The organism is Pseudomonas serbiensis, assembly GCF_030580745.1.
GTDB classification, from domain to species: domain Bacteria; phylum Pseudomonadota; class Gammaproteobacteria; order Pseudomonadales; family Pseudomonadaceae; genus Aquipseudomonas; species Aquipseudomonas serbiensis.
In genome coordinates this window covers 331,036-356,711 of the sequence record NZ_JAUQOO010000004.1, presented here as the reverse complement: position 1 = coordinate 356,711, position 25,676 = coordinate 331,036, and the positions used below count along the sequence as shown (strand labels likewise).

At 58.7% G+C, this 25,676-nt stretch carries 25 protein-coding genes; 2 read left to right on the top strand and 23 right to left on the bottom strand.

The window, feature by feature from the left end; translation table 11 throughout:
- Positions 1-9: 9 nt before the first annotated feature.
- From Q6A51_RS08255 to Q6A51_RS08165, 19 genes are all read right to left on the bottom strand, one after another.
- A complete protein-coding gene (locus Q6A51_RS08255; protein WP_304574517.1) occupies positions 10-2,877 on the bottom strand; it encodes a FimV/HubP family polar landmark protein in 2,868 nt (955 codons plus the stop codon).
- Positions 2,878-2,985: 108 nt separating this feature from the next.
- The gene (locus Q6A51_RS08250; RefSeq protein ID WP_304574516.1) at positions 2,986-3,996 is read right to left on the bottom strand and encodes an aspartate-semialdehyde dehydrogenase; all 1,011 of its coding nucleotides are present in this window, start codon (positions 3,994-3,996) and stop codon (positions 2,986-2,988) included.
- An 84-nt stretch (positions 3,997-4,080) separates the two neighbouring features.
- Positions 4,081-4,641, bottom strand: a complete 561-nt coding sequence (locus Q6A51_RS08245) for a DUF1285 domain-containing protein (RefSeq protein ID WP_201019242.1) — start codon at positions 4,639-4,641, stop codon at positions 4,081-4,083.
- Between the two features lie 9 nt (positions 4,642-4,650).
- Positions 4,651-5,253, bottom strand: coding sequence for a DUF4823 domain-containing protein (locus Q6A51_RS08240; RefSeq protein WP_201019243.1), 603 nt, complete (start codon positions 5,251-5,253; stop codon positions 4,651-4,653).
- Between the two features lie 164 nt (positions 5,254-5,417).
- A complete protein-coding gene (locus Q6A51_RS08235; RefSeq protein ID WP_200999730.1) occupies positions 5,418-6,071 on the bottom strand; it encodes a TetR/AcrR family transcriptional regulator in 654 nt (217 codons plus the stop codon).
- Positions 6,072-6,192: 121 nt separating this feature from the next.
- Positions 6,193-6,837: a LysE family translocator gene (locus tag Q6A51_RS08230; protein WP_201019244.1), complete on the bottom strand. Its 645-nt coding sequence runs from the start codon at positions 6,835-6,837 to the stop codon at positions 6,193-6,195.
- Positions 6,838-7,246: 409 nt separating this feature from the next.
- Positions 7,247-8,035 (bottom strand): TatD family hydrolase, encoded by a 789-nt coding sequence (locus tag Q6A51_RS08225; protein WP_200999732.1) that lies wholly within the window; start codon positions 8,033-8,035, stop codon positions 7,247-7,249.
- Between the two features lie 14 nt (positions 8,036-8,049).
- Positions 8,050-8,406: a PilZ domain-containing protein gene (locus Q6A51_RS08220; protein WP_122317574.1), complete on the bottom strand. Its 357-nt coding sequence runs from the start codon at positions 8,404-8,406 to the stop codon at positions 8,050-8,052.
- 33 nt (positions 8,407-8,439) lie between these two features.
- Positions 8,440-9,426, bottom strand: coding sequence for a DNA polymerase III subunit delta' (locus Q6A51_RS08215; protein WP_304574515.1), 987 nt, complete (start codon positions 9,424-9,426; stop codon positions 8,440-8,442).
- Positions 9,419-10,051 carry a dTMP kinase gene (gene tmk / locus Q6A51_RS08210; RefSeq protein WP_200999734.1) on the bottom strand — a complete coding sequence of 211 codons (633 nt, stop codon included), beginning with the start codon at positions 10,049-10,051 and terminating at the stop codon, positions 9,419-9,421. The genes Q6A51_RS08215 and tmk overlap by 8 nt, the downstream gene beginning before the upstream one ends.
- 19 nt (positions 10,052-10,070) lie before the next feature.
- Positions 10,071-11,198 carry an endolytic transglycosylase MltG gene (mltG, locus tag Q6A51_RS08205; protein ID WP_201019247.1) on the bottom strand — a complete coding sequence of 376 codons (1,128 nt, stop codon included), beginning with the start codon at positions 11,196-11,198 and terminating at the stop codon, positions 10,071-10,073.
- A gap of 3 nt (positions 11,199-11,201) precedes the next feature.
- A complete protein-coding gene (gene pabC, locus Q6A51_RS08200) occupies positions 11,202-12,017 on the bottom strand; it encodes an aminodeoxychorismate lyase (RefSeq protein ID WP_304574514.1) in 816 nt (271 codons plus the stop codon).
- The gene (gene fabF, locus Q6A51_RS08195) at positions 12,017-13,261 is read right to left on the bottom strand and encodes a beta-ketoacyl-ACP synthase II (protein WP_201019249.1); all 1,245 of its coding nucleotides are present in this window, start codon (positions 13,259-13,261) and stop codon (positions 12,017-12,019) included. The genes pabC and fabF overlap by 1 nt, the downstream gene beginning before the upstream one ends.
- Positions 13,262-13,370: 109 nt before the next feature.
- Entirely contained in the window at positions 13,371-13,607 is a 237-nt protein-coding gene (acpP, locus tag Q6A51_RS08190) for an acyl carrier protein (RefSeq protein WP_200999738.1), read from the bottom strand.
- Positions 13,608-13,798: 191 nt separating this feature from the next.
- Positions 13,799-14,542 (bottom strand): 3-oxoacyl-ACP reductase FabG, encoded by a 744-nt coding sequence (gene fabG / locus Q6A51_RS08185; protein ID WP_200999739.1) that lies wholly within the window; start codon positions 14,540-14,542, stop codon positions 13,799-13,801.
- A 15-nt stretch (positions 14,543-14,557) separates the two neighbouring features.
- Complete coding sequence (gene fabD, locus Q6A51_RS08180) at positions 14,558-15,496, bottom strand: ACP S-malonyltransferase (RefSeq protein ID WP_200999740.1); 939 nt, start codon at positions 15,494-15,496, stop codon at positions 14,558-14,560.
- A 117-nt stretch (positions 15,497-15,613) separates the two neighbouring features.
- A complete protein-coding gene (gene plsX, locus Q6A51_RS08175; protein WP_304574513.1) occupies positions 15,614-16,636 on the bottom strand; it encodes a phosphate acyltransferase PlsX in 1,023 nt (340 codons plus the stop codon).
- 4 nt (positions 16,637-16,640) lie between these two features.
- Positions 16,641-16,823, bottom strand: coding sequence for a 50S ribosomal protein L32 (gene rpmF, locus Q6A51_RS08170; protein ID WP_003179396.1), 183 nt, complete (start codon positions 16,821-16,823; stop codon positions 16,641-16,643).
- 12 nt (positions 16,824-16,835) lie between these two features.
- Positions 16,836-17,363: a YceD family protein gene (locus Q6A51_RS08165; RefSeq protein ID WP_095067405.1), complete on the bottom strand. Its 528-nt coding sequence runs from the start codon at positions 17,361-17,363 to the stop codon at positions 16,836-16,838.
- 106 nt (positions 17,364-17,469) lie between these two features.
- Between Q6A51_RS08165 and Q6A51_RS08160 the strand changes: the two genes are divergently transcribed.
- Positions 17,470-18,048, top strand: coding sequence for a Maf family protein (locus Q6A51_RS08160; RefSeq protein WP_201019251.1), 579 nt, complete (start codon positions 17,470-17,472; stop codon positions 18,046-18,048).
- Positions 18,049-18,099: 51 nt separating this feature from the next.
- Here Q6A51_RS08160 and sppA read toward each other — a convergent pair whose 3' ends face one another.
- The 3 genes from sppA to rluC are packed head-to-tail and all read right to left on the bottom strand — an operon-like array spanning position 18,100 to position 20,738.
- On the bottom strand, positions 18,100-19,104 hold the full coding sequence (gene sppA / locus Q6A51_RS08155) for a signal peptide peptidase SppA (protein ID WP_201019252.1): 1,005 nt from the start codon (positions 19,102-19,104) through the stop codon (positions 18,100-18,102).
- 25 nt (positions 19,105-19,129) lie between these two features.
- Complete coding sequence (locus Q6A51_RS08150; protein ID WP_201019253.1) at positions 19,130-19,792, bottom strand: HAD-IA family hydrolase; 663 nt, start codon at positions 19,790-19,792, stop codon at positions 19,130-19,132.
- Complete coding sequence (gene rluC, locus Q6A51_RS08145; protein ID WP_200999746.1) at positions 19,782-20,738, bottom strand: 23S rRNA pseudouridine(955/2504/2580) synthase RluC; 957 nt, start codon at positions 20,736-20,738, stop codon at positions 19,782-19,784. Before rluC ends, Q6A51_RS08150 begins: the two co-directional genes overlap by 11 nt.
- 724 nt (positions 20,739-21,462) lie before the next feature.
- Between rluC and rne the strand changes: the two genes are divergently transcribed.
- Entirely contained in the window at positions 21,463-24,555 is a 3,093-nt protein-coding gene (gene rne, locus Q6A51_RS08140; protein ID WP_304574512.1) for a ribonuclease E, read from the top strand.
- A 96-nt stretch (positions 24,556-24,651) separates the two neighbouring features.
- Here the strand turns inward: rne and murB are convergent, their stop codons facing one another.
- Entirely contained in the window at positions 24,652-25,671 is a 1,020-nt protein-coding gene (gene murB, locus Q6A51_RS08135; protein WP_304574511.1) for a UDP-N-acetylmuramate dehydrogenase, read from the bottom strand.
- Positions 25,672-25,676: the final 5 nt, after the last annotated feature.

The window sequence follows — 25,676 nt, the reverse complement described above, 5'->3', positions numbered from 1 at the left end:
GAACATGAATCAGGCCAGACGCGCCAACATCTCGCGCGCTTCACTCTTCTGCCCGTCATCCCCTTCGCTGACCACTTCATCGAGAATATCCCGAGCACCCTCGGCATCGCCCATATCGATGTAGGCCCGCGCCAGATCCAGCTTGGTCGCTGCTTCGTCGACACCCGACAGGAAGTCGAACTCAGGCTCGTCTTCCAGCGCAGCATCTTCAGCCGTGAAGCGAGGCTCATCGAGCGGCGGATGCTCAAGGTTCTGCGAGAGACGATCCAGTTCCGCGTTGACGTCTTCGATCTCGGAAGCGAAGGCCTGGCTCGCCTGATCGGTTTCGATCTCGTCAGCCAGTGACAGATCGAAGTCCTCAGGCAGTTCCAGATCCTCCAGAGATGAAGGTGCCGGCTCACCCAGATCAAGCGGATCCTCGCCCAGGCTAAGCAACACATCATCCTCAGCCTTGAGCGCTGGCTCCTCTTCCGAGAGATCCAGATCGAAATCGGCCAGATCATCAACCCCTGCCGCGGCCTGGGCGTCTTTCTGCTGCTGCATGATGGACTCGAAACTCAGCTCATCGTCAGCACTCACAGCCGGAACAATCGGCTCATCCAGCAGCAGATCGTCCAGATCGTTGATCGTGGAAACCTCAGCCACTGGCGCTTCCTCGAACTCGTCCAGGCTCAGATCGAAATCATGATCGAACGGATCGTCCTCTTCTGCTACAGGCTCAGGCACCACAGGCGCAGGCTGCTCGGCAACCAGCTCCGGCTCCGGCTCAAGGTCAATCTCCGGTTCTGGAGCAAGCTCAGGCTCGGGTTCAGGAGCAAGCTCAGGCGTCGGATCTTCAGGATCCTCAGCCAGAAGCTCTTCCACGTACTTGGCATCCAGTTCCGCCGCAACGGCCGCGGCCGTCACAGCAGCCGCCGCTGCCGCAACAGCAACCTCAGGGGCCACTGTCGGTGCAGGCGCTGGCGCAGGAGCCGGCTCAAGTGCAGCAGGCGCCGGAACAGGTTCAACAGCTACCGGAGCCTTTGCCAGCTCTGGCGCCTTCTCGGTCGAGTCTCGATCCTTTAGCTGCTCGACCTCAGCATTACGCTTTCCCGCAGCCACCAACTTCCGCTCATGGGCCGCATAGGCTTTGTTGTTACCTTGCTCGGAGTAGATTTCCATCAGCTTGCGGCGAATGTCATCACGCGCCGGATCTTCCTTGACCGACTCTTCAAGCAATTCGATAGCCTGATTCATCCGACCGTAGGCAATATGGATCTCGGCCTGTACCAACGGATCAGCCGGACGCTCACGGGACGCCGCAGCGGCAGCAGCCGGAGCTGCGCCCATCTTGACGTTCGGTGGCGGCACATCGAGCCCATCGAAGCTGGCTTGCGGCACATCCATGTCCATATCGGAAACGAAATCGGACTCTTCAGCCAAGGCTCGCGCCATTCGCTTGTGCTTTTCAGCCTCGGCCTTGGCATTGCGACGACGCGCCAGGAACAACAGCAACAGCGCCAGAACCAGAAGAACACCGCCACCAATCAGCCCCAGCAATACAGGATTGTTGAGGATGTTGTTGAGCGGATCTTCTTCCTGGGCAGGGACAGGTTCGACGGCCAACGGTTGCTCCGCAGGCGGTGTCGCTACCTGAGCGGCACCGGCTGGCAAGGCATCTTCAGGGGCCACTTCACCCGCTGGCTTGAGCGGCGCACCATTGGCGTCGACCAGTGCAGCCGGCACCGCAGGATTGACTGGCGCAGCAGCACCCGCCTGAACCTTGGCCAGTTGATCGTTCTTGAGTTCGATGAGGCGCTGCAATTTGTCGAGCTGACTTTGCAGATCGTTCATGCGGCTTTTCAGCTCGGCATTGTCACGACGCGAAGTATCCAGCGCCTCCTGAGCCACGGCCAGCTTGTTGCTCAGATCACCATTGCCTGCCGCGCCCTGGGCAGCAGGCTTGCCGTTTGCAGAAACCAGACTGAGGTTGTCACGGGTTTCAACCTGCGACGGAGCCGCACCGGCTCGCGCACGACGGGTTGCATCCACCTGACGGGTGCCCGCCGGCAGACGACGCCCTTCGCGCCAGGCACGATATTGCTGGGATACTTCCGCAAGCGCCTGAGGCTGAGGCAGCGCAGTGGTCTGCTGAGGGGTCGGCAGACGCAGCACCTGGCCTTTTTTCAGGCGGTTGATATTGCCGCCGATGAAAGCGTCAGGGTTAAGCGCCTGAATTGCCAGCATGGTCTGCTGAACCGTACCGCCCGTACGAACCTTGGCGGCAATTTCCCACAGCGTATCGTTGTTGGTGGTGACGTATTGCGCAGGCTTGTCCACGGCTGGAGGCGGCAACGCTGCCTCGGGCGCCGGGGCTGGGGCAGGAGGCGTGGCGGGTGCCGGAGCAGCCACAGGCGGCGCAACCGATGGCAACTGCGCAGGAGCTGCCGGAGCGACAGGTGCTGCGGCTGCGGCAGCTGCGGCGGCCTCTGGCGAGAACTTCGGTGGATCCAGCAACAGGCTGTATTCACGCAGCAACCGGCCATTAGGCCATAGCACCTGAACCAGGAACTTCACATAGGGATCGCGCACCGGCTTGCTGGAAGTAATGCGCAACACGCTTTTACCGCTGGCATTGATAACCGGGGTAAAAGTCAGGTCATTGAGAAATGCCTGTCGCGTCACACCCGCCTGCGCAAAGTCGGCAGTAGTTGCCAGACTGGGAACTACTTGCGCGGCATCCAGACCCTGTGCCTGAGTCAATTCAATTTCGGCTACCAAAGGCTGGTTCAGGGTCGACTTTACCGACAATTCCCCGAGCCCCAACGCCTGCGCCATCCCAGATGACAGCGCCGAAGCCGCAGCAATTGCTAATACCAGTTTACGAACCTGAACCATAGCCCATCCCTTGTTTAAAGATTCCCCGGTATCCGGGGAGGTAGTCCTGCATTGGGTGTAAGGCATAGCGCCGCTAGAAATATTCTTCGAATTGTTGCCAAGTATCTTTTACACATAGCCTTTTATCAACAATTCGCCAACCTGCACAGCATTCAAAGCGGCTCCTTTGCGAACATTATCCGAAGTAATCCACAAATCAAGTTGCTCCGGGTCGTCTATTCCCGTCCGAACACGCCCTACATAAACCACGTCCTGGCCTACCGCATCGCCTACCGGCGTCGGGTAATCGCCTGCGTCGACCAGCTCGATACCCGGTGCAGATTCAAGTAATTCATTAACCAGTGCGATATCAACCGGGCCTGCGGCCTGTACCGAGATACTGAAGCTGTCACCAAAGAACACCGGCACCTGAATACAACTGGCCGAAATCTTTAGTGCAGGCAGTACCAGCAACTCACGAAGCTCATCGACCAGCCGCCTTTCAAGCGGAACATGGCCTGACTCGTCCGGCGTGCCGACTTGCGCCAACAGGTTGAAAGCCATCTGGCGATCGAAAAAGCGTGTTTCCAGAGGGCGGACATTGAGCAATTCGGTGGTCTGGCGCGCCAGTTCGGCAACCCCTTCGCGACCCAGCGTGGATACGGCAAGACAGGCAGTGACATTGACCCGCACGATATCCAGAGCACTGCGCAACGGTGCCAGCGCCAGCGCCAACGCTGTGGCCGACGCGCTTGGGCTGCTGATCAGATGGGGGCCGGCATTCGCGGCGAGCAAGTCGCCATTGACCTCAGGCACCAGTCGGGGCGCCTGGCTGGCAGGCAGAGCGCCGGACAGATCCACCACCGAACAACCAGCGGCAATGGCACGGGATGCGAAACTCAGGCTGACGGCTGGACCGGCAGCGAAAAACGCCAGCCGGACCTTGCTGAAATCGAACTCATCGACTTCACGCACGCGAACATTCTTGCCCCTGAACGGCACGGAATGCCCTGCCGATTCGGAACTGGCCAGCAGATACAGATTGGCGACAGGAAAATCACGTTCTTCCAGAATCTGGACGATGGTTTCGCCGACAGTACCGGTGGCGCCGATCACGGCGATATCGAAGGACTGACTCATGCAAAAACCTCAGGCAAAACAGGGAGCGGCACTTTAACTGTCGCGATGCCAGCAGGCAATTAACCCTGCAGGCAAGGGACAGGCTCAGGGCTCCAGGCCAATAGTGAAGAATGAGCCATGGCTCCATACACCCAGCCAGCTCTGGCCGTCCACCTGACGCGAAACCGCCAGTTCGACCAGTTCATAAAACACATTACGGTGGATCAGCGCTTCAAGATTGTTGCGCACATGCACATAAGGCGAGGGCTCTTGGGTGACAGGATCGATCAAGACCCGAATCGGATGATCTGGCCCGGCCTCGACTTCATCCTCGACATGAGTGACAAAACGCAGGATCTGCTCTTCACCCTCACCACTCACGTGCAGGCCGACCGCCACGAAAGGTGCATCATCGACCTTGATGCCCACCTTCTCCACGGGAGTGATGAGGAAATAATCATCGCCATCACGACGCAGGATGGTGGAGAACAGACGGACCATGGGCTTGCGGCCAATCGGCGTGCCCAGGTAGTACCAGGTGCCGTCCCGGGCGATACGCATGTCGATATCGCCACAGAAATCAGGGTTCCACAAATGAACAGGCGGTAGCCCTCTGGTTGCGGGGATCTGCGAAAGCAGATCGCTGGCCTTGCCTGAATCACTCATGTCTTGCCTCTAGCGCTCTACACCCAACAACATACGAGCGTAGTCCTCAAGGGGCGGACCAAGCAAATCTTCAGGCTTGGTATCGTAAAGTGTCAGCAATCCGCCACGGCTGCGAATCCGGGCGCTGTCGATCAGATAACGAGTACTGGTTTCGATCAGCATCAACTGGATGACGCCACGGTCGATACCCAGGCGATCCACGGCTTCCTGATCGGCCCATTCATCGTAGGTCCCGATACGGTCATCAGCCTTGGCAAAGCGCGTGTAGAGCAAGTAGTGCGCACCGGCACTGCGCGCTTCGGTCATCGCCTCATCCAGACCTATCGGTGCCTGGGCACGGCGGACCATGGGGAAGTATTCGACAAAGCCTTTGAATGTTTCTTCAGCGACCACATTGGGACGCGGATAAGCACGGCCAGGCGGCACGAAAGCGCCCTGGGCGATATAGATGAAGGAGTCCGGCTGAACGCGCCAGTTACCCAGACGACGGGTTTCACTGTGATCGAGCAGGCCCGCATCGCTGAACTGCTCACGAACCCCCTCCCCCATATCACTGACTTTCATGCAACCACTCAACGCCAACAGCGTCAGCAATAAAACCAGGCTACGCATCATACCCTCCCAGATGCCGGTGACGGAAAACCGGCGAATGGTCGTCGGATGCAGCTTCCGCGCCAAACAAGACGCGAGAGGGTCAATGTGGGAGCGAATTCATTCGCGAGAGGCCGATGAATCCTACAAATGTGGGAGCCAGCCATCAGACCTTTGAAATAGCCCTACAGGTCCGGTTTTGCATCCGGCAGTGGATCGCTGTCGCGCTTGCGCTTGTTGCCCATGCGCACGCCGATATCCATGAGGAAGTGGAAAAAACCTTCCTGATCTTCCAGCACATTGCTCCAGAACGGCGAGTGATACAGCGCCACAGCGCCATGCACCAGCGCCCAGGCAGCACAGTAGTGGTAATACGGAGGCACATCTTCAAGCTTGCCTTCGGTAATCCGCCCTTTTATCAGCAAGGTCAGATGCTCGAAGTTCGAGGCGCGGATCTTGTGCAGCTCTTCGACCAGTTCGGGAACCTGATTGCCCTTGACGACTTTTTCTTCCAGACGATCGAAGAGGCGATAACGCTGCGGGTCGCGCATGCGGAACTCGAAGTAGGCACGCGACAGCGCCTCCTTGTCCTTGTCGACGTCGGCAGAGTGCAGCAGCTCGTTCAAGTCGCGCTCGTAGTCGAGCATCAGCCGCAGATAGATCTCGGCCTTGGACTTGAAGTGCTTGTAGATCGTGCCTTTGCCTATGCCTACGGCATCCGCGATCATCTCGACGGTGACACTGTCTTCACCCTGTTCAAGGAACAGCTTTAGCGCGGTGTCGAGAATTTCCTGCTCACGGCGGCGAAATTCACGGATCTTACGAGGTTCTTTCTGCATAAGAAGATCTGTAGGGATCAAAATCGAAGCCGCGTATTATGCCCAAATGGCGCCAGATTGCACGGATCATCCGACCATCTCACCGCATATGGATGAATTGACGCCGCAATTACCCTTCTGGCTACTCAAGCGCAGGCCGCCCCACGAACTCCATGTAGCCGGTAATCACAACGTAAAGAGTGAAATAGGCAAAGATCAACGCCGAGGCAATATAAGACCACTTCAGCATCTTCTCGCCCATGAGTCGCCCACCCTGATGAGCCAGCGCGCACAGGGTAATCGACCAGACTACGCCCGCCGCGAGAAACCCTGCCAGAAAGGACGAAGCACTCGACAGGTCCGAGCCTTGCCGGGCAATCAGCGCCCCGCCAACTGCCGCGAACCACAGAATCGCACTGGGCGAAGACATGGCCAGGAAAATGCCGCGAAAGAACAACGATGGTGCCGTAGTACCCAGCTGTGCGCCCCCGCTTTCGATACCGGCACTGACACCAACTGCACTTTTCATCATTTTGAAGCACAGGTAAGCCAGTACCGCCGAACCTCCCAGCCAGAGCACATAGCGCACCGCTTCATATTGCAGAAGGACAGCCATGCCCAGCATGGCCAGAACGGCGTACACCAGATCCCCTACGCAAGTCCCCAACCCCAGCCACAGCCCCCTGGAAAACCCTCGCTGCATTGAAAGCGTGATCATCGCGATATTGGCCAGCCCGATGTCCAGACACAGCGAAAGACTCAGCAGGAAACCATTGGAAAATTCCACTCACAACCTCGAAAACTCAGCCACCCTTGCAGTGCAATGAAGGCAATCAGGACAGGAAATGACTCGTCGGACAGCGCCCGGAATCAAGAACATCGGAATTATCGCCCTATCGGCGTATTTCATTTCAAATCAGGGACTTTCAGTAAAGAGGTAAAAATCCACTCAGCAGAGCCGCTCATTGAGCAATCAATAAGCGGTTTAGTATTCCAAAACTGTTTAAAAAATGAACACCCTATACTGGACGCACCACAATCCTGATCAATACTCAAAACGCTGGCGTGTCATACACCCCCAAGTGACAGGCCGGTAAAGGTGCCGATGGACAGCGTACCTTTGTTTTACTCCTAATGGTCTTAACCCGGTTTCACCCCCCAGAATCCGGGTTTTTTTTGCCTGAAATTAAGGAGTTTCAGCGCTTCGGCACACGCGCCAACGGAAACAGCCGGGCAAAGTTTTCGGTGGTCTGCTCGGCAAAACGCTCGTAGGGCTCGCCCCGCAACATCGCCAGGAACTCAGCCACTTCACGCACGTATTGCGGCAGATTTGGCTTGCCGCGATAAGGAATCGGCGCCAGATAGGGAGAATCGGTCTCGACCAGCAGGCGATCGGCCGGCACCTGTCGCGCCACATCCCGCAGCGCATCGGCATTGCGGAAGGTCACGATGCCGGACAGCGAAATATAGAACCCCAGGTCCAGGGCCGCCCTGGCCATTTCCCAGTCTTCGGTGAAGCAATGCAGCACGCCAGCCTGAGGCAAGGCGGCTTCACGCAACAGGTTCAGGGTATCGGCACGCGCCCCACGGGTATGGACGATGACAGGTTTGCCCGTGGCACTGGCCGCCTGCAAGTGCAGACGAAAGGAGGCCTGCTGAAGCTCGGCGGCCTCGGGCTCATAGTGATAATCAAGGCCCGTTTCGCCAATCGCCACCACCCGCGGGTGATTCAGCTCGGACAGCAGCCAGTCCAGGGCAGGCGCTTCGCCAGGCTTGAGATCCAGCGGGTGAATACCCACCGAGCAGTCCACGTCGTCATAACGCTCGGCCAGGGCCTTTACGGCACCGGCATTGTCGGCACTGACACCGATGCATAGAAAATGCCCCACGCCTCTGCCACGCGCGGCTTCAAGGGCAGCGTCCAGAGAGCCATCGTGCTGGGTGAGGTCAAGGCGGTCGAGGTGACAATGCGAATCTACAAGCATGGGTAAAGAGACAACTACATCGTATGAGTGGGACGGTCGGACTTGAGAGCACCAACCAGATAGGTTTCGATCAGGTTACGAGCGGTATTGTCACCGTCGTTGAATTGCACGCCGACACCGGCAGCCCGGTTGCCCTGCGCGCCCTTGGGAGTGATCCAGGTCACCTTGCCGGTCACCGGAACCTTCTCCGGCTCATCCATCAGATTGAGCAGCATGAACACCTCATCGCCCAGCTTGTAGCTTTTGCTAGTGGGAATGAACAAGCCGCCATTCTTGATGAAAGGCATATAAGCCGCATACAGCACGGACTTGTCCTTGATGGTCAGGGACAGAATGCCGTTCCGTGGACCCGTACTAGGTGGCAAACTCATTGCAACTCCTCAAAGGTTCCCAAGACTGCGAGTCTACGCCTGTCCAGGCAGGCCTGCCCACTGCACCAGCAAAGCTTCAAGCAACAACACTCGATTGAGATTGGCCTTGGACATGACTTTCTGCCGCTGCGCCAGTACCCAGTCCTGAATCTCCAGCACCTTGGCACGAGGCGTCTTTTGCGCCAGATACTGCACGACCTTGCGCATATCGCTCAAGCCAAGCCCGTCTTCATCCTGAGTCAACTGGTAACGCAGGATCAGGTGCGACCAGTCGCAGAACCAGTCGAAGAGCAGCAGCAGCGGAATATCCTTCCAGCCTTCCGCCAGTTGGGTCGGCGATTGCTGCTGCTTGAGCAGTTTTTTCACACCATCCACCACCTGAGCCCGCTGCTCGCGAATACCTTGAACCTGAAGCGAAACCGCCGCCAGAGGCGAACCGGCAGCCAGGGTCAGCAGCTCCAGACGCTCATCATCCGTGCTGTCCGGCAAGGCTGTTGCCAGCCATTCCAGGCTGGCCTGCTCGCTGGGCAATGGACAAGCCTGCTGCACGCAACGGCTTTTGATCGTTGGCAGCAACCGGCTGGGCTGATGGCTGACCAACAGCAGAACAGTATTGCCCGAAGGTTCTTCAAGGCTTTTAAGCAGCGCGTTGGCAGCGTTGATGTTCATCGCCTCGACAGGCTCGATCAGCACCACCTTGCGCCCGCCCATCTGCGCGGTCTGCACGACGAAACTCACCAGATCGCGAACCTGATCGACCTTGATGGGCTTGTCTGCCTCTTCAGGCTCCAGCACGTAATTATCAGGATGGCTACCCGCCGCCAGCAACAGACAGGACTTGCACTGCCCACAGGCATCGAGCCCTTCAGGGCGCTGGCACAACAAGGTGTGCATCAGACGCTCGGCCAGCGCTCGCTTGCCGATCCCCACAGGACCATGCAACAGGTAGGCATGAGCGTGCTGGGAACGACCGGCCATCTGTTGCCACAGAGACGTCTGCCACGGGTAGGCTTCAGCCACGTTGCCGCTCCAGCAACTCGGGCAGCAACGCATCCAGAGACGACTGAACCTGAGCCAGTGTCTGCGCCGCATCCACCAAACGGTAACGGGCAGGCTCGGCTTGCGCCCGCGCCAGATAGGTACTGCGCACCGCATCAAAAAACGCCCGGCCTTCCTGCTCGAAACGATCCAGCCGGCCTCGGGCAGCGGCACGCGCCAGACCCACCTCAACCGGCAAGTCGAACACCAGCGTCAGGTCTGGACGCAAGGCACCCTGGACAAAAGTTTCCAGCGCCGCGATGCGCTCATGGGACAAACCGCGTCCGCCGCCTTGATAGGCATAGGTGGCATCCGTGAAACGGTCACACAGGACCACCTCACCACGCGCCAGTGCAGGACGAATGACTTCGGCCAGATGCTGGGCGCGGGCGGCGAATACCAGCAGCAGCTCGGTATCGGCAGACATGGCTTCGTCGCTGGGTGCCAACAGCAACTCACGAATACGCTCGGCCAGTGGCGTGCCACCGGGTTCACGGGTCAGCAGTACCTCGACACCCTGGGCGCGCAATTGCGCTGCCAGATAATCACGGTTGGTGCTTTTGCCGGCGCCTTCCGGGCCTTCAAGGGTGATGAACAAGCCAGTCACAGGCAATCCTTAGTTATTTTCATTGCGAGGCCGAATCTGTTGGCGGTGCATCGGGCGTAGCCGCAGGTTGAGACTCCGGGGAAGTCGAACCGGACCCGGCAGGTGCTACCGGAATGGGTGCCGGGCTGGATCGGTAATCCGCACGACGCTTGAGCTGGTATTCGCGTACCGCTGCGTTGTGGGCATCCAGGTCGTCGGAGAACACATGGCTGCCATCCCCTTTGGCTACAAAGTACAGGCTGGTGCCTGATACGGGATTGAGGGCAGCATTAATGGCTTCTCGCCCGGCCAGAGCAATCGGTGTCGGCGGCAAGCCGGAAATGACGTACGTGTTGTAAGGCGTCGCCTCTTTCAGGTTGGCCCGGGTCAGCTTGCCGTTGTAGCGCTCACCCATGCCGTAGATCACCGTCGGATCGGTTTGCAGCAGCATGCCCAGCGCCAGGCGACGGACAAACACCCCGGCAATTTCACCGCGCTCGCGAGGCACGCCGGTTTCCTTTTCAACCAGCGAGGCCATGATCAAGGCCTGGTACGGGTCCTTGTACGGCAAATCCGCCGCCCGCTTGCTCCACTCCTCCTCCAGCACGTCTTCCAGACGGTTGTAGGCCTGCTTGAGCAATTCGGCATCGGTCATGCCACGCACATAGCGGTAGGTGTCGGGAAAGAAACGCCCTTCAGGGAAGACATCGGAATGTCCAAGCCTGGCCATCAACTGGCTGTCGCTCAATCCGCTCAGGGTCTGTTCAAGTTTGGGCTGTTTGGCCAATGCAGCGCGTACCTGCCGGAAGTTCCAGCCTTCCACCAGCGTCAGGCTGTACTGCACGACTTCCTTGCGCTTCCAGACACCAAACAGCGCCTGTACGTCCATGCCCGGCGTCATGCGATATTCGCCACTGTGCAGCGGCTGCTCGGCCAGATTGAAACGCCAGTAAAGACGCAGCCAGAAGGCATCCTTGATCACGCCGTCGGCCTGCAGGCGATTCAACACCAGGGACGGTGAAGAGCCGACAGGTACGTCCAGCAGTTGTTCCTGGGTGACATTCAGAGGTTGCCTCAACGCTTCCCGTTGCTGCCACCAGGCAAAGCCCAGCGCCAGACCTGCCAGGACTACAGCGATTTCCAGCAATACCAGTATTTTTCGGATCACGAATCAGTTATCCAGAAGTGCTCGAGCAATGTCTTGCAGTTTACGGGTGAGCGGACCAACCGGCCAGTTCAGCCTTGAAAAGCCACGCACCGGCCACACCCCATAAACGCTATTGCACAGAAACAGCTCATCCGCCTGTTCAAGGTCGGACAAGTGCAGGTCACGGATATCGACAGCAATACCCTGATTTCGTGCCTGATCCAGCAACTCGGCACGCATCACGCCCGCCACGCCACAGCGACTCAGGTCAGCGGTCAGCAAGCCACCCTCGCGAACCAGAAACAGATTGCTGTAGACCCCCTCGATCACGCGACCGGAGGTATCGCACATCAGGCCTTCGGCATGCTCGCTGTCTTGCCACTCGGAGCGGGCCAGCACTTGCTCCAGACGGTTCAGGTGCTTGATGCCAGCCAGCAACGGCTGCTCGGCCAGTCGGGTCTTGCAAGGAAAAAGACGTACACCCTGCTCGGCATGGGCTGGCGGATAAGCAGGCGCCGGAGCACCCTGAAGGATGCGGCGCGAACGGGTATCAGCGGCTGGAGCATAACCGCGCTGGCTATCGCCACGGGTCAGAATCAGCTTCATGACCCCGTCGCCCAGTTGCGCAGCGAAGCGGGTCATTTCAGTACGAAGCAGCGCCTGATCGGCCGGAATGGCCAAACGCTCACAGGACGTTCCAAGGCGCTGTATATGACGCTCGAAGAGCAACGGCTGCCCCTTCCTGACGGCGATGGTTTCAAATACACCATCGCCATAGGCAAGACCTCTGTCCTTGAGGGACAGAGAGTCTTCGGGACAGCCATCAACCCAGGCGAGCATCACTCGCTGAACCGACGGAACACCAGCGAGCCGTTGGTACCGCCAAATCCGAAGGAGTTGGAGACTGCAACATCGATCGGCATGCGACGCGCCTCATGAGGCACGAAGTCCAGATCACAACCTTCGTCCGGCTCATCCAGGTTGATGGTTGGAGGAGCGACCTGATCGGCAATCGCCAGCACACTGAAAATCGCCTCTACCGCGCCGGCGGCACCCAGCAGGTGACCGGTCATGGACTTGGTGGAGCTGACTGCCAGCTTGTAGGCATGATCGCCGAATACCGACTTGATCGCCGAGGCTTCAGCCAGGTCGCCAGCAGGTGTCGAAGTACCGTGAGCATTGATGTACTGGACCTGATCGGTATTGAGCTTCGCATCGCGCAGCGCATTGACGATACAACGTGCAGCACCGGCACCGTCATCGGGTGGCGAAGTCATGTGATAGGCATCACCGCTCATGCCGAAACCAACCAGCTCGGCATAGATGGTCGCGCCACGCGCCTTGGCGTGCTCAAGCTCTTCGAGCACCAGTGCGCCCGCACCATCGGAGAGGACGAAACCGTCGCGCCCCTTGTCCCACGGACGGCTGGCACGCGCCGGGTCGTCGTTGCGGGTAGACAATGCACGCGCCGCACCGAAACCGCCCATGCCCAGACCGCAGGCAGCCATTTCGGCGCCGCCGGCGATCATGACGTCAGCTTCGTCGTAAGCGATATTGCGCGCCGCCATGCCGATACAGTGCGTAGCCGTGGTACAGGCTGTGGCAATGGCGTAGTTAGGACCCTGTGCCCCCAAATGGATGGACAGGAATCCGGAAATCATATTGATGATCGAGCCCGGTACAAAAAACGGAGAAATCCGCCCCGGCCCCTGCTCATGCAGCAGACGACTGCTGTTTTCGATGTTGGTCAGACCACCGATACCCGACCCCATGGCAACGCCAATGCGTTCGCGGTTGGCATCCGTGACCTCAAGACCCGCATTGCGCACAGCCTGAAAGCTGGCGGCCAGGCCGTATTGAATAAAGAGATCGAGCCGACGCGCTTCCTTCGGCGCCAGGTATTCTTCGACATTGAAGCCTTTGACCGAACCACCGAAGCGGGTGGTGAAGGCCGAAAGGTCCGTGTGCTCGATAAGGCCAATGCCACTGCGGCCCGCCAGAATACCTTGCCAACTGCTGGGTACATCGTTACCCAATGGCGAAAGCATGCCCATCCCGGTGACCACGACGCGTCTACGCGACACAGGACTCTCCTTCTCTATTATTGACAAGACATCGCTTTTTCAAAGAAAAAACCGCACGCCGGTAAGAGCAGTGCGGTTTTCACATCACAGCAACAACGATTACAAAGTCTTAGCCCTGGTGGCTGTTGACGTAATCGATAGCAGCTTGAACGGTGGTGATCTTTTCCGCTTCTTCGTCAGGGATTTCGGTCTCGAATTCCTCTTCCAGAGCCATTACCAGCTCAACGGTGTCCAGGGAGTCAGCACCCAGGTCTTCAACAAAGGAAGCGTTGTTAACGACTTCTTCTTCCTTGACGCCAAGTTGCTCGGCAACGATTTTCTTGACGCGCTCTTCGATGGTGCTCATACCTAGTTTTAACTCCTAGTGGAAATGTTCAGGCATCTGGCCAGAGGGTAAGTGTATAGAAGAGGTTTTGCTGATTTCAAGCTTAACGCTCCTCCACCGAACCTCACCCGCCCTTTGCCTATTTGTAGATTGCAGTTTTACAACGGATTTTAGACAGCTCGTATGACACTTTTTGAAACGAACATCCACTTTTAGCTCATGTACATCCCGCCGTTAACCGGGATTGTAGCTCCGGTAACGTAACCTGCGCCTTCGGACGCAAGAAAAGCGACAACATGCGCAATCTCTTCGGCCTGACCCAGACGTCCCAACGGGATCTGGGTGATCAGGGATTGACGCTGAGCTTCAGGCAGCTCGCGCGTCATGTCTGTATCGATGAAACCTGGTGCCACTGAGTTGACGGTAACGGCACGCGAACCGACTTCACGAGCCAGCGCACGACTGAAACCTTCAAGCCCCGCCTTGGCGGATGCATAGTTTACTTGACCTGCGTTGCCCATGGCACCGACAACAGAGCCAATGCTGATGATACGACCCCAACGAGCCTTGGTCATGCCACGCAGAACGCCCTTGGACAGGCGGAACAGACTGTTCAGGTTGGTATTGACGACATCATGCCACTCGTCATCTTTCATGCGCATCATCAGGTTATCGCGGGTGATACCGGCATTATTGACCAGAATCAGCGGCGCACCGACACGCTCCTGAATCGTTGCCAGCACCGAATCCACGGACTCGGCATTGCAAACGTCCAGCGCCAGGCCGAAGCCTTCGATGCCGTTTTCCTTGAATGTCGCAGAGATGCGCTCGGCACCCGACTCAGAGGTCGCAGTACCCACGACGACTGCGCCATTGCGCCCCAATTCCAGGGCAATGGCTTGACCAATACCACGACTGGCGCCAGTCACCAGTGCAACTTTACCTTGCAGGCTCATGCAAGCTTCTCCTAATCAGGCCAGTGCCGCGCGTGCGGCGGCAAAGGCGTCCGGGGTATCCAGGTTGTAGGTAATCACGCCTTCGGCGCAACGCTTGTTCAGACCAGCCAACACCTTGCCCGGCCCACATTCCACCAACTGGGTCGCACCATGGCTCGCCAGGCTCTGGATGGATTCCACCCAGCGTACCGGCTTGTACAACTGCTCCAGCAGATCACGCTTGAGCGTGACCAGATCATTCACGGCAGCGGCACTGACATTCTGCACCAGAGGGATGACAGGTGCCTGCCACTCGATGGCTTCGATGGACTCGGCAAAACGCTCGGCTGCCGGACGCATCAGCTCACAATGGGACGGCACACTGACCGGCAATGGCAATGCACGTTTTGCGCCACGGGCCTTGCACAGCTCCATCGCACGCTTCACCGCCTCGGCGGCACCCGCAATAACCACCTGGCCCGGCGAGTTGAAGTTCACGGCGCTGACCACTTCACCCTGCGCGGCTTCGGCGCAGGCTGCGATGACATCGGCATCGTCCAGCCCCAGGATTGCAGCCATACCGCCCTGACCGGCCGGAACAGCTTCCTGCATCAACTGGCCACGGCGCTCGACCAGCTTGACCGCATCGGCAAGGCTGAGGCTCTGGGCAGCGACCAGCGCACTGTATTCGCCCAGGCTATGACCGGCGACGAACGCAGGAACGGCACCGCCCTCGGCCAGCCATACATGCCAAAGGGCAACGGAGGCTGTCAGGATTGCAGGCTGGGTCTTGTCGGTCTGGTTAAGCGACTCGACCGGACCTTGCTGGGTCAACGCCCAGAGGTCATAGCCCAGAGCATCGGATGCCTGCTCAAAAGTATCGAGGATCAACGGATGCTGTGCGCCCTGCTCGGCGAGCATGCCGAGCGATTGCGATCCTTGCCCCGGGAAGACGAATGCGAGGGATGCAGACATGTAACAGGCCCCTGAATTGTTGTCGTCGAAAATAGGCGTCCGGATATACCGAACGCAGGAATTCAAATTTGCATGACTGCACGTTTGGATGACTGGCCAGTCGATTGCGTCACATTTTCAGGAGTCACTGCTTTGCAGTAACACTTCCAGCCGCCCGCGCAGGCGTTGCGGCAGGTTTTCCCGAACCTCGATCAGCGCCCGCTGAATCGCACTCTCGAACCCCTGGGCACTGGCCGAACCATGACTTTTGACCACAATCCCCTGCAAGCCCAACAGACTCGCACCGTTATGCCTTGCAGGCGCAAGTTCAGCCTGCAGACGCTTCAACAGAGGCATTGCCAGAACCCCGACCGCCTTCGCCATCAGGTTGCGCCTGAACAGCTCATCCATTCGTGCAGCAATCATGGTCGCCAGCCCTTCGCTGGACTTGAGCAGCACATTGCCGACAAAGCCGTCACAGACCACTACATCCGCCTCGCCGCGGTACAAACCATCGCCCTCGACGAAACCGATGTAGTTGAGCCCTTTGGCCGCCTGCAACAACGCGGCCGCCTGCTTCACCTGCTGATTACCCTTGATGTCCTCGGTGCCGACATTGAGCAAGGCAACCCTCGGGCTCACAACCCCAAGCGCCTCGGCCGTGACCGCCCCCATGACCGCAAACTGGTAAAGAGCCTCGGCAGAGCAATCGACGTTGGCCCCCAGGTCCAGCAACTGGCAATAGCCGTTGCGGGTAGGAATGGCGGCAATCATCGCCGGCCTGTCGATACCCGGCAGGGTCTTGAGCACAAAGCGCGACAACGCCATCAACGCACCGGTATTGCCCGCACTGACACAGGCCTGAGCCTGACCATCAGCCACAAGCCCCAAGGCAACACGCATCGAAGAATCAGGCTTGCCGCGCAACGCCTGGGACGGACGCTCGTCCATGGTGACCACTTCGCTTGCATGGACAATATGCAGGCGCGAGCGATCCACACCAGAATGGCGGGTAATCAGTTCTTCAAGTAAGGGAGCTTGGCCGACAAGGGCCAGGTGAAGCGAGGGCGTAGCAGTCAGGCACGCGAGGCTTGCCTGAACAATGTTGCGGGGACCGAAGTCCCCGCCCATTGCGTCGATCGCAATGATCGGAGCGGACAAGAAATTACTCGTCAGCGCCCTTGTCGATCACTTTACGGCCACGGTATACGCCTTCTGGCGATACGTGGTGACGCAGGTGAACTTCACCAGTGGTCTTTTCTACGGACAGAGTGCTTGCCTCAAGAGCGTCGTGCGAACGACGCATGTCACGGGCAGAGCGGGATTTTTTGTTCTGCTGAACAGCCATAATGATTAACTCCTAAACGTTTGGGTCACGCTTTAACTGCGCCAATACACTGAACGGGTTGGACCGCGTTACCTCGTCCACGCTCGGTTCGGGCTCATCGAGACCCGCCGGTTGCTGGCATTCTTCCGGATGATGAGCAGGCACAATCGGCAAGGCGAGCAAAAGCTCCTCCTCGATCAATGCCAGCAGATCCAATGGATCTTCGCCCAGTTCCAGCACGTCATAACCTTTCGGTAACGACTGGGTATTCGCACCCTCCTTCACCACCGCGTAACTGCACTCGCTGTGGATCGGCAGGGTGACCAGCTCAAGACAACGCTGGCAAACCATCTTGACCGAGACGTCGATGGAACTGTGGATAACCACAGACCGGCGCTCGTCACGCTCGAAAACGAATTTAGCCTGCACCGTACCGACATTGTCGGAAAGCGGGTCGCAGAGTCTCTCCAAATCGGCCAGCAGCACTTCACCTTGAAGGGTAGTGCCACGATCAGCCAATTTGCGCGGGTCAACGTGAGGTGGAATCGGGTCATTCAACATAGGCGCAGCATTCTAGGGATGCCCCCTTGGCATGTCAAAGGAAATTCAGGCCTGTTCGCAACTACGACCTCTCATTAGAATCGGCGCTCAGCCCACGGAGAACCGTATGCCATCCCTGCTTCTCGCCTCCAGCTCACCTTATCGTCGCGAACTGCTTGCCCGTTTGCGCCTGCCATTTGCCTGCAAATCGCCCGATATCGACGAAAGCCGCCATGCCGACGAGAGCGCAATCGACCTTGTGCAGCGCCTTGCACGGGAAAAAGCCCAGGCACTTGCCCACGAATATCCGGACCACCTGATCATCGGCTCCGATCAGGTTGCCGTGCTTGGCGGACAGATTCTCGGCAAACCCCACACCTTCGAGCGCGCCCTGGAACAACTGTCAGCGGCCAGCGGCACAACCGTCACCTTCCTTACCGGCCTGGCGCTGCTAAACAGCAAGACCGGCCACTGCCAGGTCGACTACGTGCCATTCAGCGTCCACATGCGCAACCTGGACAAAGCCAGCATCGAGCGCTATCTGCATGCAGAGCAGCCTTTTGACTGCGCCGGCAGCTTCAAGGCCGAAGGACTTGGCGTAAGCCTGTTCCGCAGCACCGAAGGCAGCGACGCCACAAGCCTGATCGGCCTGCCACTGATTCGTCTGGTGGACATGCTTATAAATGAAGGGATCACTATTCCCTGAGCCAGAAACAAACAACCCGACCAATGGTCGGGTTGTTTGCTCAATCAAAGATCAGCGCAACACTGGCCCGCTAAAACCGGCCCACATCGCAATCCGCTCCGCGATACTGGCGCCCAGCTTTTTGGAGAACCGGTCAAAAGGCGACTCCTGAATGGTGTAATCGACGATCTCTTTCTCGCCGATCACTTCACGAGCCACATAACTCGCACTGCCCAGACCATCGACCAGACCCAGCGAAACAGCCTGCTCACCGGTCCAGACCAGCCCCGAGAACAGCTCGGGATGCTCTTTATCCTTCAAGCGATCACCGCGCCCCTGCTTGACGCTGGCAATGAACTGGCGATGCGTCGTGTCCAGCACGCTTTGCCAGAACTGCGTCTCGTCAGCCTTCTGCGGCTGGAACGGGTCAAGGAAAGCCTTGTGCTCGCCCGAGGTATAGGTCCGGCGATCCACACCCAGCTTCTCCATGATCCCGACAAAACCGAAACCGGCAGCCGTCACACCAATGGAGCCCACCAGACTGGCCTTGTCGGCGTAAATCTGGTCAGCAGCGCTGGCAATGTAATAGGCACCCGAAGCGCCAAGATCGGTGATGACCGCGTACACCTTGATATTCGGCTTCTCGGCACGCAGGCGACGGATTTCATCGTAGACATAGCCCGACTGGACAGGGCTGCCGCCAGGACTATTGATACGCAGGATCACACCCTTGGTCTTGGCATCCTCGAAAGCGGTGCGCAGGCTGCCGACAATATTGTCGGCACTGGCCGACTCCTTGTCCGCAATCATGCCCTGCACTTCGATCAACGCGGTGTGGCTTGCCCCGCGTGAAGCGCTCTTTTCCATATCCATGAGCGGCGTGAACAGCAGCAACATGGTGAACAGATAGGCGAAGGTCAGAAACTTGAAAAAGATGCCCCAGCGGCGCGCACGACGCTGCTCCTGAACACCGGCCAGCAGGGTTTTCTCCAACAGCTTCCAGCTTTTTGCATCTTCCTTGCCAGCAACGGTGTCATCCGTTTTTTGCGAGGCAGGCGCTTTCCATTCGTCAGACATATTTCACTCACTCCAACCGCGAAGACTAAACGCCACGCTCACCCAACCAGGTGCGCAATTCAGGAAAACTCTCAATGGACAGACGCGGCTGATACTCACGCAACGAATCCAGGGATTGCGCACCGTAGCCGACCGCAACCGAATCCATGCCAGCGTTACGCGCCATCAGCAGATCGAAGGATGAATCACCCACCATCAGCGAACGCTCGGGCGCAACACCACAATGGGCCATGATTTCATGCAACATCAACGGGTCCGGCTTGCTGGCGGTTTCGTCGGCAGCCCGGGTGATATCGAAATAGTCCTGCCAGTCATTGGACTTCAGAACACGGTCAAGACCACGACGCGCCTTGCCCGTGGCGACAGCGATGCGATAACCCTCATCGCGAAACGCCTGAATGGCTTCGCGCACACCTGCAAACAGAGGCGATGGCACCTTGTCCATTTCCATATAGCTGTCGGCATAGCGCTGCCGGAATTCAAGCAGGTCACTGGGCGTAATGTGTGGGTACAGCGTGCGAATCGCCTCTGGCAACCCGAGGCCGATAATGCCCTTGATCGCCAGATCGTCGCGGGCTTCCATCCCGCCTTTCAATGCCGCCGTACGCATGGCTTCGACGATACGACCGACCGAGTCGGCCAACGTACCGTCCCAATCGAAAATCAACAGATCATAGTCACGACGCACTCAAACGCTCCACAGTCTTGGCCCACATCTCATCGACCGGGGCCTGCAACTTCAACTCGCCCCCGTCAGGCAATGGCACGGTCAGCATATAGGCATGCAGGAACAGGCGCTTGCCACCCAACTCTCGAATCTCGCGACTGAAATCTTCATCGCCGTACTTGGTATCGCCGGCAATCGAGTGCCCGGCATGCAATGTGTGGACACGAATCTGATGGGTACGACCCGTTACAGGCTTGGCCTCGACCATGGTCGCGAAATCACCGAAGCGACGCAGGACCTTGAAAATCGTCAGGGCCTCCTTGCCTTCGTCATTGACCTCGACCATACGCTCGCCGGAGCGCAGGTTGCTCTTGAGCAGCGGCGCATTGACCTGCTTCTGAGCCGTCGCCCAGTGCCCGCGAACCAGCGCCATGTAGCGTTTGTCCACACCGTCGCCGCGCAAGGCAGCATGCAGGTGGCGCAACATGCTGCGCTTCTTGGCGATCATCAACAGACCGGAGGTATCCCGGTCCAGCCGGTGTACAAGCTCCAGCTCCTTGGCATCAGGTCGCAACTGGCGAAAGGCTTCGATGACACCGAAACTCAGACCGCTGCCGCCATGCACGGCGATTCCTGCCGGCTTGTTGAGCACGATCAAGGCCTTGTCCTCGTAGACAATGGCCGCCTCAAGGCGCTGCAACAAACCCTGTGCGACCGGCACAGGCTCATCGCGCTCAGGCACACGCACAGGTGGAACGCGCACGATGTCGCCCGCCTGCAACTTGTACTCGGGCTTGATCCGCCCCTTGTTCACACGCACTTCGCCTTTGCGCAAGATGCGGTAAATCAAGGTCTTGGGCACACCCTTGAGATAAGTGATCAGAAAGTTATCGATGCGTTGACCGGCAAGTTCCGGGGCAACCTCTACCAGCTGAACGCCGGGGGTTGGGGGGGCAATATTCGTCATGCGACAAATCATAACAATTTTTTATGGATTTGAAGCACTTAATGATTGCTGCTATAGTCGCGAACGCCGCCAAAAGCGGCCGGACAGCGGACAAACGGTTGACAACCGGCCCTGACCAGCGCAATTCACGAGGACGGGAGGCCGTCCTACGAGGTGTTCGGTGACAACGGAGCACGCTGGAAACGTAACGAGCGCAGGTGACATGAGGCCTGAAACACGCCGGATCGCAGAGTAACCACTCGCCTTCAGCGCGCACAATTCACGGCCAGTTCACAAAGTGCAGTCGCTTCCAGACGCTACGAGCGAATGTTTCGGGAACAACGCCTCAAGCAATGATGCGCGAACTTCCCATGGAAGCTCGCGGTAAATGCCAACCCGCTGCGGATTCTGCGCGCGGCAGCACCCGAATTATCAGGGATACGTGTAGGGTGGAGATGCACAACCATCGGACTGTGTAGCACAAGGCTTGTTCTAGACGCTTCATCTCGTCCGCTACCGATGGTCGATTCCTCCTCCTGACAAAGCTTTTGCTGTAAAGGGTGCCTTTTGTCACCACAGCAAACAGGAAACGTCGTCGCGACGCCTCGATCCTTCTGATCGAGAACATCGCTAGACAATGGAGTGTCCATACACTCTTGACGTGCCCTGACACCGACCGTGAGAAGTCGTGTGTGCCGAACGCCGTTTCCGGCAGCCCGGAAACCGACGGTACTACATGAAAAGAATGCTGATTAACGCAACTCAACCCGAAGAGTTGCGTGTTGCTCTGGTAGACGGCCAGCGCCTCTACGATCTGGACATCGAGTCCGGTGCTCGCGAGCAGAAGAAGGCCAACATCTACAAAGGCCGGATCACCCGCATCGAGCCAAGCCTGGAGGCTGCCTTTGTCGATTTCGGCTCTGAGCGCCATGGCTTCCTGCCCCTCAAGGAAATCTCCCGCGAATACTTCAAGAAGTCTCCTGAAGGCCGCGTGAACATCAAGGACGTCCTGAGCGAAGGCCAGGAAGTCATCGTTCAGGTCGAGAAAGAAGAACGTGGCAACAAGGGCGCAGCCCTGACCACCTTCATCAGCCTGGCTGGCCGCTATCTGGTCCTGATGCCCAACAACCCGCGCGCCGGTGGCATTTCGCGCCGCATCGAAGGCGAAGAGCGCAACGAACTGCGCGAAGCCCTGAACGGCCTGATCGCTCCTGCCGACATGGGCCTGATCGTTCGCACCGCCGGCCTTGGCCGCAGCAGCGAAGAAATGCAGTGGGACCTCGATTACCTGCTGCAACTCTGGACCGCCATCAAGGAAGCATCCCTGGATCGTGCCGCGCCATTCCTGATCTACCAGGAAAGCAACGTCATCATCCGCGCCATCCGCGATTACCTGCGCCAGGACATCGGTGAAGTCCTGATCGACAGCATCGAAGCCCAGGAAGAAGCCCTGACCTTCATTCGTCAGGTGATGCCGCAGTACGCCAGCAAGATCAAGCTGTACGAAGACAGCGTTCCGCTGTTCAACCGCTTCCAGATCGAAAGCCAGATCGAAACCGCCTTCCAGCGCGTCGTCGAACTGCCTTCCGGCGGCTCCATCGTCATCGATCCGACCGAAGCCCTGGTATCCATCGACATCAACTCGGCGCGCGCCACCAAAGGCAGCGACATCGAAGAAACCGCACTGCAGACCAACCTTGAAGCCGCCGAAGAAATCGCCCGTCAGTTGCGCCTGCGCGACATCGGCGGCCTGATCGTCATCGACTTCATCGACATGACCCCTGCCAAGAACCAGCGCGCCGTGGAAGAGAAAGTCCGCGAAAGCCTGGAAGCCGACCGCGCCCGCGTTCAGGTCGGTCGTATCTCGCGCTTCGGCCTGCTGGAAATGTCCCGCCAACGCCTGCGCCCTTCCCTGGGTGAAAGCAGCGGCATCGTCTGCCCGCGTTGCAACGGCACCGGCATCATCCGTGACGTCGAGTCCCTGTCGCTGGCCATCCTGCGCCTGATCGAAGAAGAAGCCCTGAAAGACCGTACTGCCGAAGTACGCGCTCAGGTGCCGATCCCGGTCGCCGCGTTCCTGCTGAACGAAAAACGCAACTCGATCACCAAGATCGAACTGCGCACCCGCGCCCGCATCATCATCCTGCCGAACGATCATCTGGAAACGCCGCACTTCGAAGTTCAGCGTTTGCGCGATGACAGCCCGGAAGCCCACAACAATCAGTCCAGCTACGAAATCGCTGCTGCCGCTGCCGAAGTGGAAGAAGTTGCGCCGCAAGCCGCAGCCACCCGCACCCTGGTTCGCCAGGAAGCCGCAGTCAAGACTGCACCGCCGCGTACCAACGCACCGGTTCCAGCCCAGGCCGCTGCTCCGGTTGCAGCTCCTGCTGCTCACGAGCCAAGCCTGTTCAAGGGTCTGGTGAAATCCCTGGTGAGCCTGTTCGCCACCAAGGAAGAGCCGGTTGCACCGGTGGTCGTGGAAAAACCAGCCAGCGAACGCCCTGCCCGCAACGAAGAGCGCCGCAACGGTCGTCAACAGAGCCGTGGCCGCAACAACCGTCGCGACGAAGAGCGCAAGCCGCGTGAAGAACGTGCGCCACGTGAAGAGCGTGCCGAACGCGCTCCACGCGAAGAACGTGCCCCTCGTGAAGAACGTGCTCCACGCGAACCTCGCGAAGTCCGTGACGATGCTGCGCCACGCGAAGAGCGTCCGGCTCGCGCACCACGTGAGCGCAAGCCACGCGAAGAGCGTCCTGTGCGCGAACTGCGCGAACCTCTGGATGCAGCGCCAGCCGCAGCCCGTGAAGAACGCCCTGAGCGCGCTCCACGCGAAGAACGCCAGCCACGCCCTCCTCGTGAAGAGCGTCAGCCACGTGCAGAGCAGGCCGCCGCCGCGACCAGCGAAGAAGAACTGCTGAACAATGAAGAGCTGACCAGCGAAGACAACCAGGAAGGCAGCGAAGGCGAACGCCCTCGTCGTCGCTCCCGTGGCCAGCGTCGTCGCAGCAACCGTCGCGAGCGTCAGCGTGACGCCAACGGCAATGTGATCGAAGGCTCCGAAGAGAACGAAGGCAGTGAAGACCAGGAAGCAGGTCAGGCTGTTACCGCAGCTGTCGCTGAAGCCGTAATCAGTGCCCCGGCCGAGGCGCAAGCCAACCGCCAGGCAGAAATTGCCAACGCATCGGCCGAAATACCTGCCGAAGCAGCGGCGCCTGTCGTCGAAGCTCCCGTTGCCGAAGCCCAGCCAGTCGAAGCACCGGCTGTAGAAGCCCCGGTTGTAGAGACACCAGCCATCGAAGCGCCAGTTGCCGAAACCGCTCCAGAAGCGCAAGCCGCACCTGAAGTCGAAGTGCAGCCAGCAGTAGTCGAAGCGCCAGTACGTGCAGCTCAGGCAGAACTGTTTGAAGCACCACAGGCTGAAAACGCGCCAAAGGCTGAAAACATCGTACCGTTCAAGCCAACGCCAGAGCCAACTCCGGAAGTTGCGGTCGAAGCTCCGGTTCAGGCTGACGTGCCGGCTACCGAATCCGCCGAGCTGCCAGTGCCTGCACCAGTCGCCGAGCCTGTACTCGTTCAGGAGGAGCCCGCTCCTTATGCAGCGCCACAAGCCGTCGAGCCTGAGCCGGCACCGCAAGCAGAGCCAGTTGTAGTGGCCGAAGCACCTGCGCCGGTCAGCACCAATGGTCGCGCCCCGAACGATCCACGCGAAGTTCGTCGCCGCAAGCGCGAAGAAGAAGAGCGTCGTCGCCAGGAAGCCGAGCAGGCTGCTGCCGCTGAAACTGAAGTAGTTGCTGCACCGCAAGCCCAGGAAGAGACCGAGCCTAAACCACTCGCCTGATCCCCGGCCCATGAAAAAGCCCTACCTGTGTGAGCAGGTAGGGCTTTTTTGTGTCTGGCGTTTCAGCTCGGCATCAGCCAGCCTGAAGGCGCAGCCTCAATACAGATTGGGCTCCATCTCCAGTTCCACGCCAAAACGTTCGGCAATGTCTGCCTGGATTCGACGGGCAAGGCTCAGCAGTTGCAGGCCTGTGGCCTGACCGTGATTGACCAGCACCAGCGACTGAAGCGCATGCACGCCTGCATCCCCCTCACGAAAGCCCTTCCAGCCAGCCTGCTCGATCAACCATCCGGCTGCCAGTTTCACGCGACCATCGGCCTGGGGATAACCCACTACGCCCGGATAGTTGCGCTTGATGGTTTCGCTCTGTTCAGCCGTCACCAATGGATTCTTGAAGAAGCTCCCGGCATTACCCAGCACGGCAGGGTCTGGCAGTTTCTCGCTGCGGATCGCGCAGATGACGCGACTGACATCAAAGGGGCTCGGCTCCTTGATCCCCATCTCATCAAGACGCTGGCGAACCGGGCCATACTCCAGGTGAAGAGAAGGCGTACGACGCAAGGTAAAACGCACACGCAGGATCAACCAGCGACCAGGTTGCTGCTTGAATACGCTGTCGCGGTAAGCGAACCGGCAATCTTCCAGGGAAAACTCACGCAACTCGCCGGTCTGGCGATCGAGCGCCGTCAGGCTGTGGAAAACATCCTTGATCTCGACGCCATAAGCACCGATGTTCTGCATCGGGGCAGCACCCACCGTTCCGGGGATCAGGCTCAGGTTTTCCAGCCCGGCAAAACCCAGCTCCAGGCAGGACTGCACGAACGGATGCCAGGGCTCGCCCGCCTCGGCTTCGACAATACCCTGAGCGCAATCCTCCTTGATGACACGAATCCCGCGACTGGCCATGCGCAGCACCAGTGCCCGGACGTCATCGGTCAGTAACAGATTGCTGCCACCACCGATCACCAGCAAGGGCACAGCATGTTCGGCGCTATACGCCAGAGCCTGACGCACTTCCTGATCATCACGAGCCTCAGCGAACAGTTGCGCCTGCACATCCACGCCAAAGGTATTGAAGGGTTTGAGTGAAACCCCGGACTGCACCTGCAAGGTCATGCGCT

Bases quoted from the DNA above. Each gene is read 5' to 3' on its own strand.
- Q6A51_RS08255 (WP_304574517.1), bottom strand. From the start codon at position 2,877: ATGGTTCAGGTTCGTAAACTGGTATTAGCAATTGCTGCGGCTTCGGCG.
- Q6A51_RS08250 (WP_304574516.1), bottom strand. From the start codon at position 3,996: ATGAGTCAGTCCTTCGATATCGCCGTGATCGGCGCCACCGGTACTGTC.
- Q6A51_RS08245 (WP_201019242.1), bottom strand. From the start codon at position 4,641: ATGAGTGATTCAGGCAAGGCCAGCGATCTGCTTTCGCAGATCCCCGCA.
- Q6A51_RS08240 (WP_201019243.1), bottom strand. From the start codon at position 5,253: ATGCGTAGCCTGGTTTTATTGCTGACGCTGTTGGCGTTGAGTGGTTGC.
- Q6A51_RS08235 (WP_200999730.1), bottom strand. From the start codon at position 6,071: ATGCAGAAAGAACCTCGTAAGATCCGTGAATTTCGCCGCCGTGAGCAG.
- Q6A51_RS08225 (WP_200999732.1), bottom strand. From the start codon at position 8,035: ATGCTTGTAGATTCGCATTGTCACCTCGACCGCCTTGACCTCACCCAG.
- Q6A51_RS08220 (WP_122317574.1), bottom strand. From the start codon at position 8,406: ATGAGTTTGCCACCTAGTACGGGTCCACGGAACGGCATTCTGTCCCTG.
- pabC (WP_304574514.1), bottom strand. From the start codon at position 12,017: ATGCTCGCCTGGGTTGATGGCTGTCCCGAAGACTCTCTGTCCCTCAAG.
- acpP (WP_200999738.1), bottom strand. From the start codon at position 13,607: ATGAGCACCATCGAAGAGCGCGTCAAGAAAATCGTTGCCGAGCAACTT.
- fabG (WP_200999739.1), bottom strand. From the start codon at position 14,542: ATGAGCCTGCAAGGTAAAGTTGCACTGGTGACTGGCGCCAGTCGTGGT.
- fabD (WP_200999740.1), bottom strand. From the start codon at position 15,496: ATGTCTGCATCCCTCGCATTCGTCTTCCCGGGGCAAGGATCGCAATCG.
- rpmF (WP_003179396.1), bottom strand. From the start codon at position 16,823: ATGGCTGTTCAGCAGAACAAAAAATCCCGCTCTGCCCGTGACATGCGT.
- Q6A51_RS08165 (WP_095067405.1), bottom strand. From the start codon at position 17,363: ATGTTGAATGACCCGATTCCACCTCACGTTGACCCGCGCAAATTGGCT.
- Q6A51_RS08160 (WP_201019251.1), top strand. From the start codon at position 17,470: ATGCCATCCCTGCTTCTCGCCTCCAGCTCACCTTATCGTCGCGAACTG.
- sppA (WP_201019252.1), bottom strand. From the start codon at position 19,104: ATGTCTGACGAATGGAAAGCGCCTGCCTCGCAAAAAACGGATGACACC.
- rluC (WP_200999746.1), bottom strand. From the start codon at position 20,738: ATGACGAATATTGCCCCCCCAACCCCCGGCGTTCAGCTGGTAGAGGTT.
- rne (WP_304574512.1), top strand. From the start codon at position 21,463: ATGCTGATTAACGCAACTCAACCCGAAGAGTTGCGTGTTGCTCTGGTA.
- murB (WP_304574511.1), bottom strand. From the start codon at position 25,671: ATGACCTTGCAGGTGCAGTCCGGGGTTTCACTCAAACCCTTCAATACC.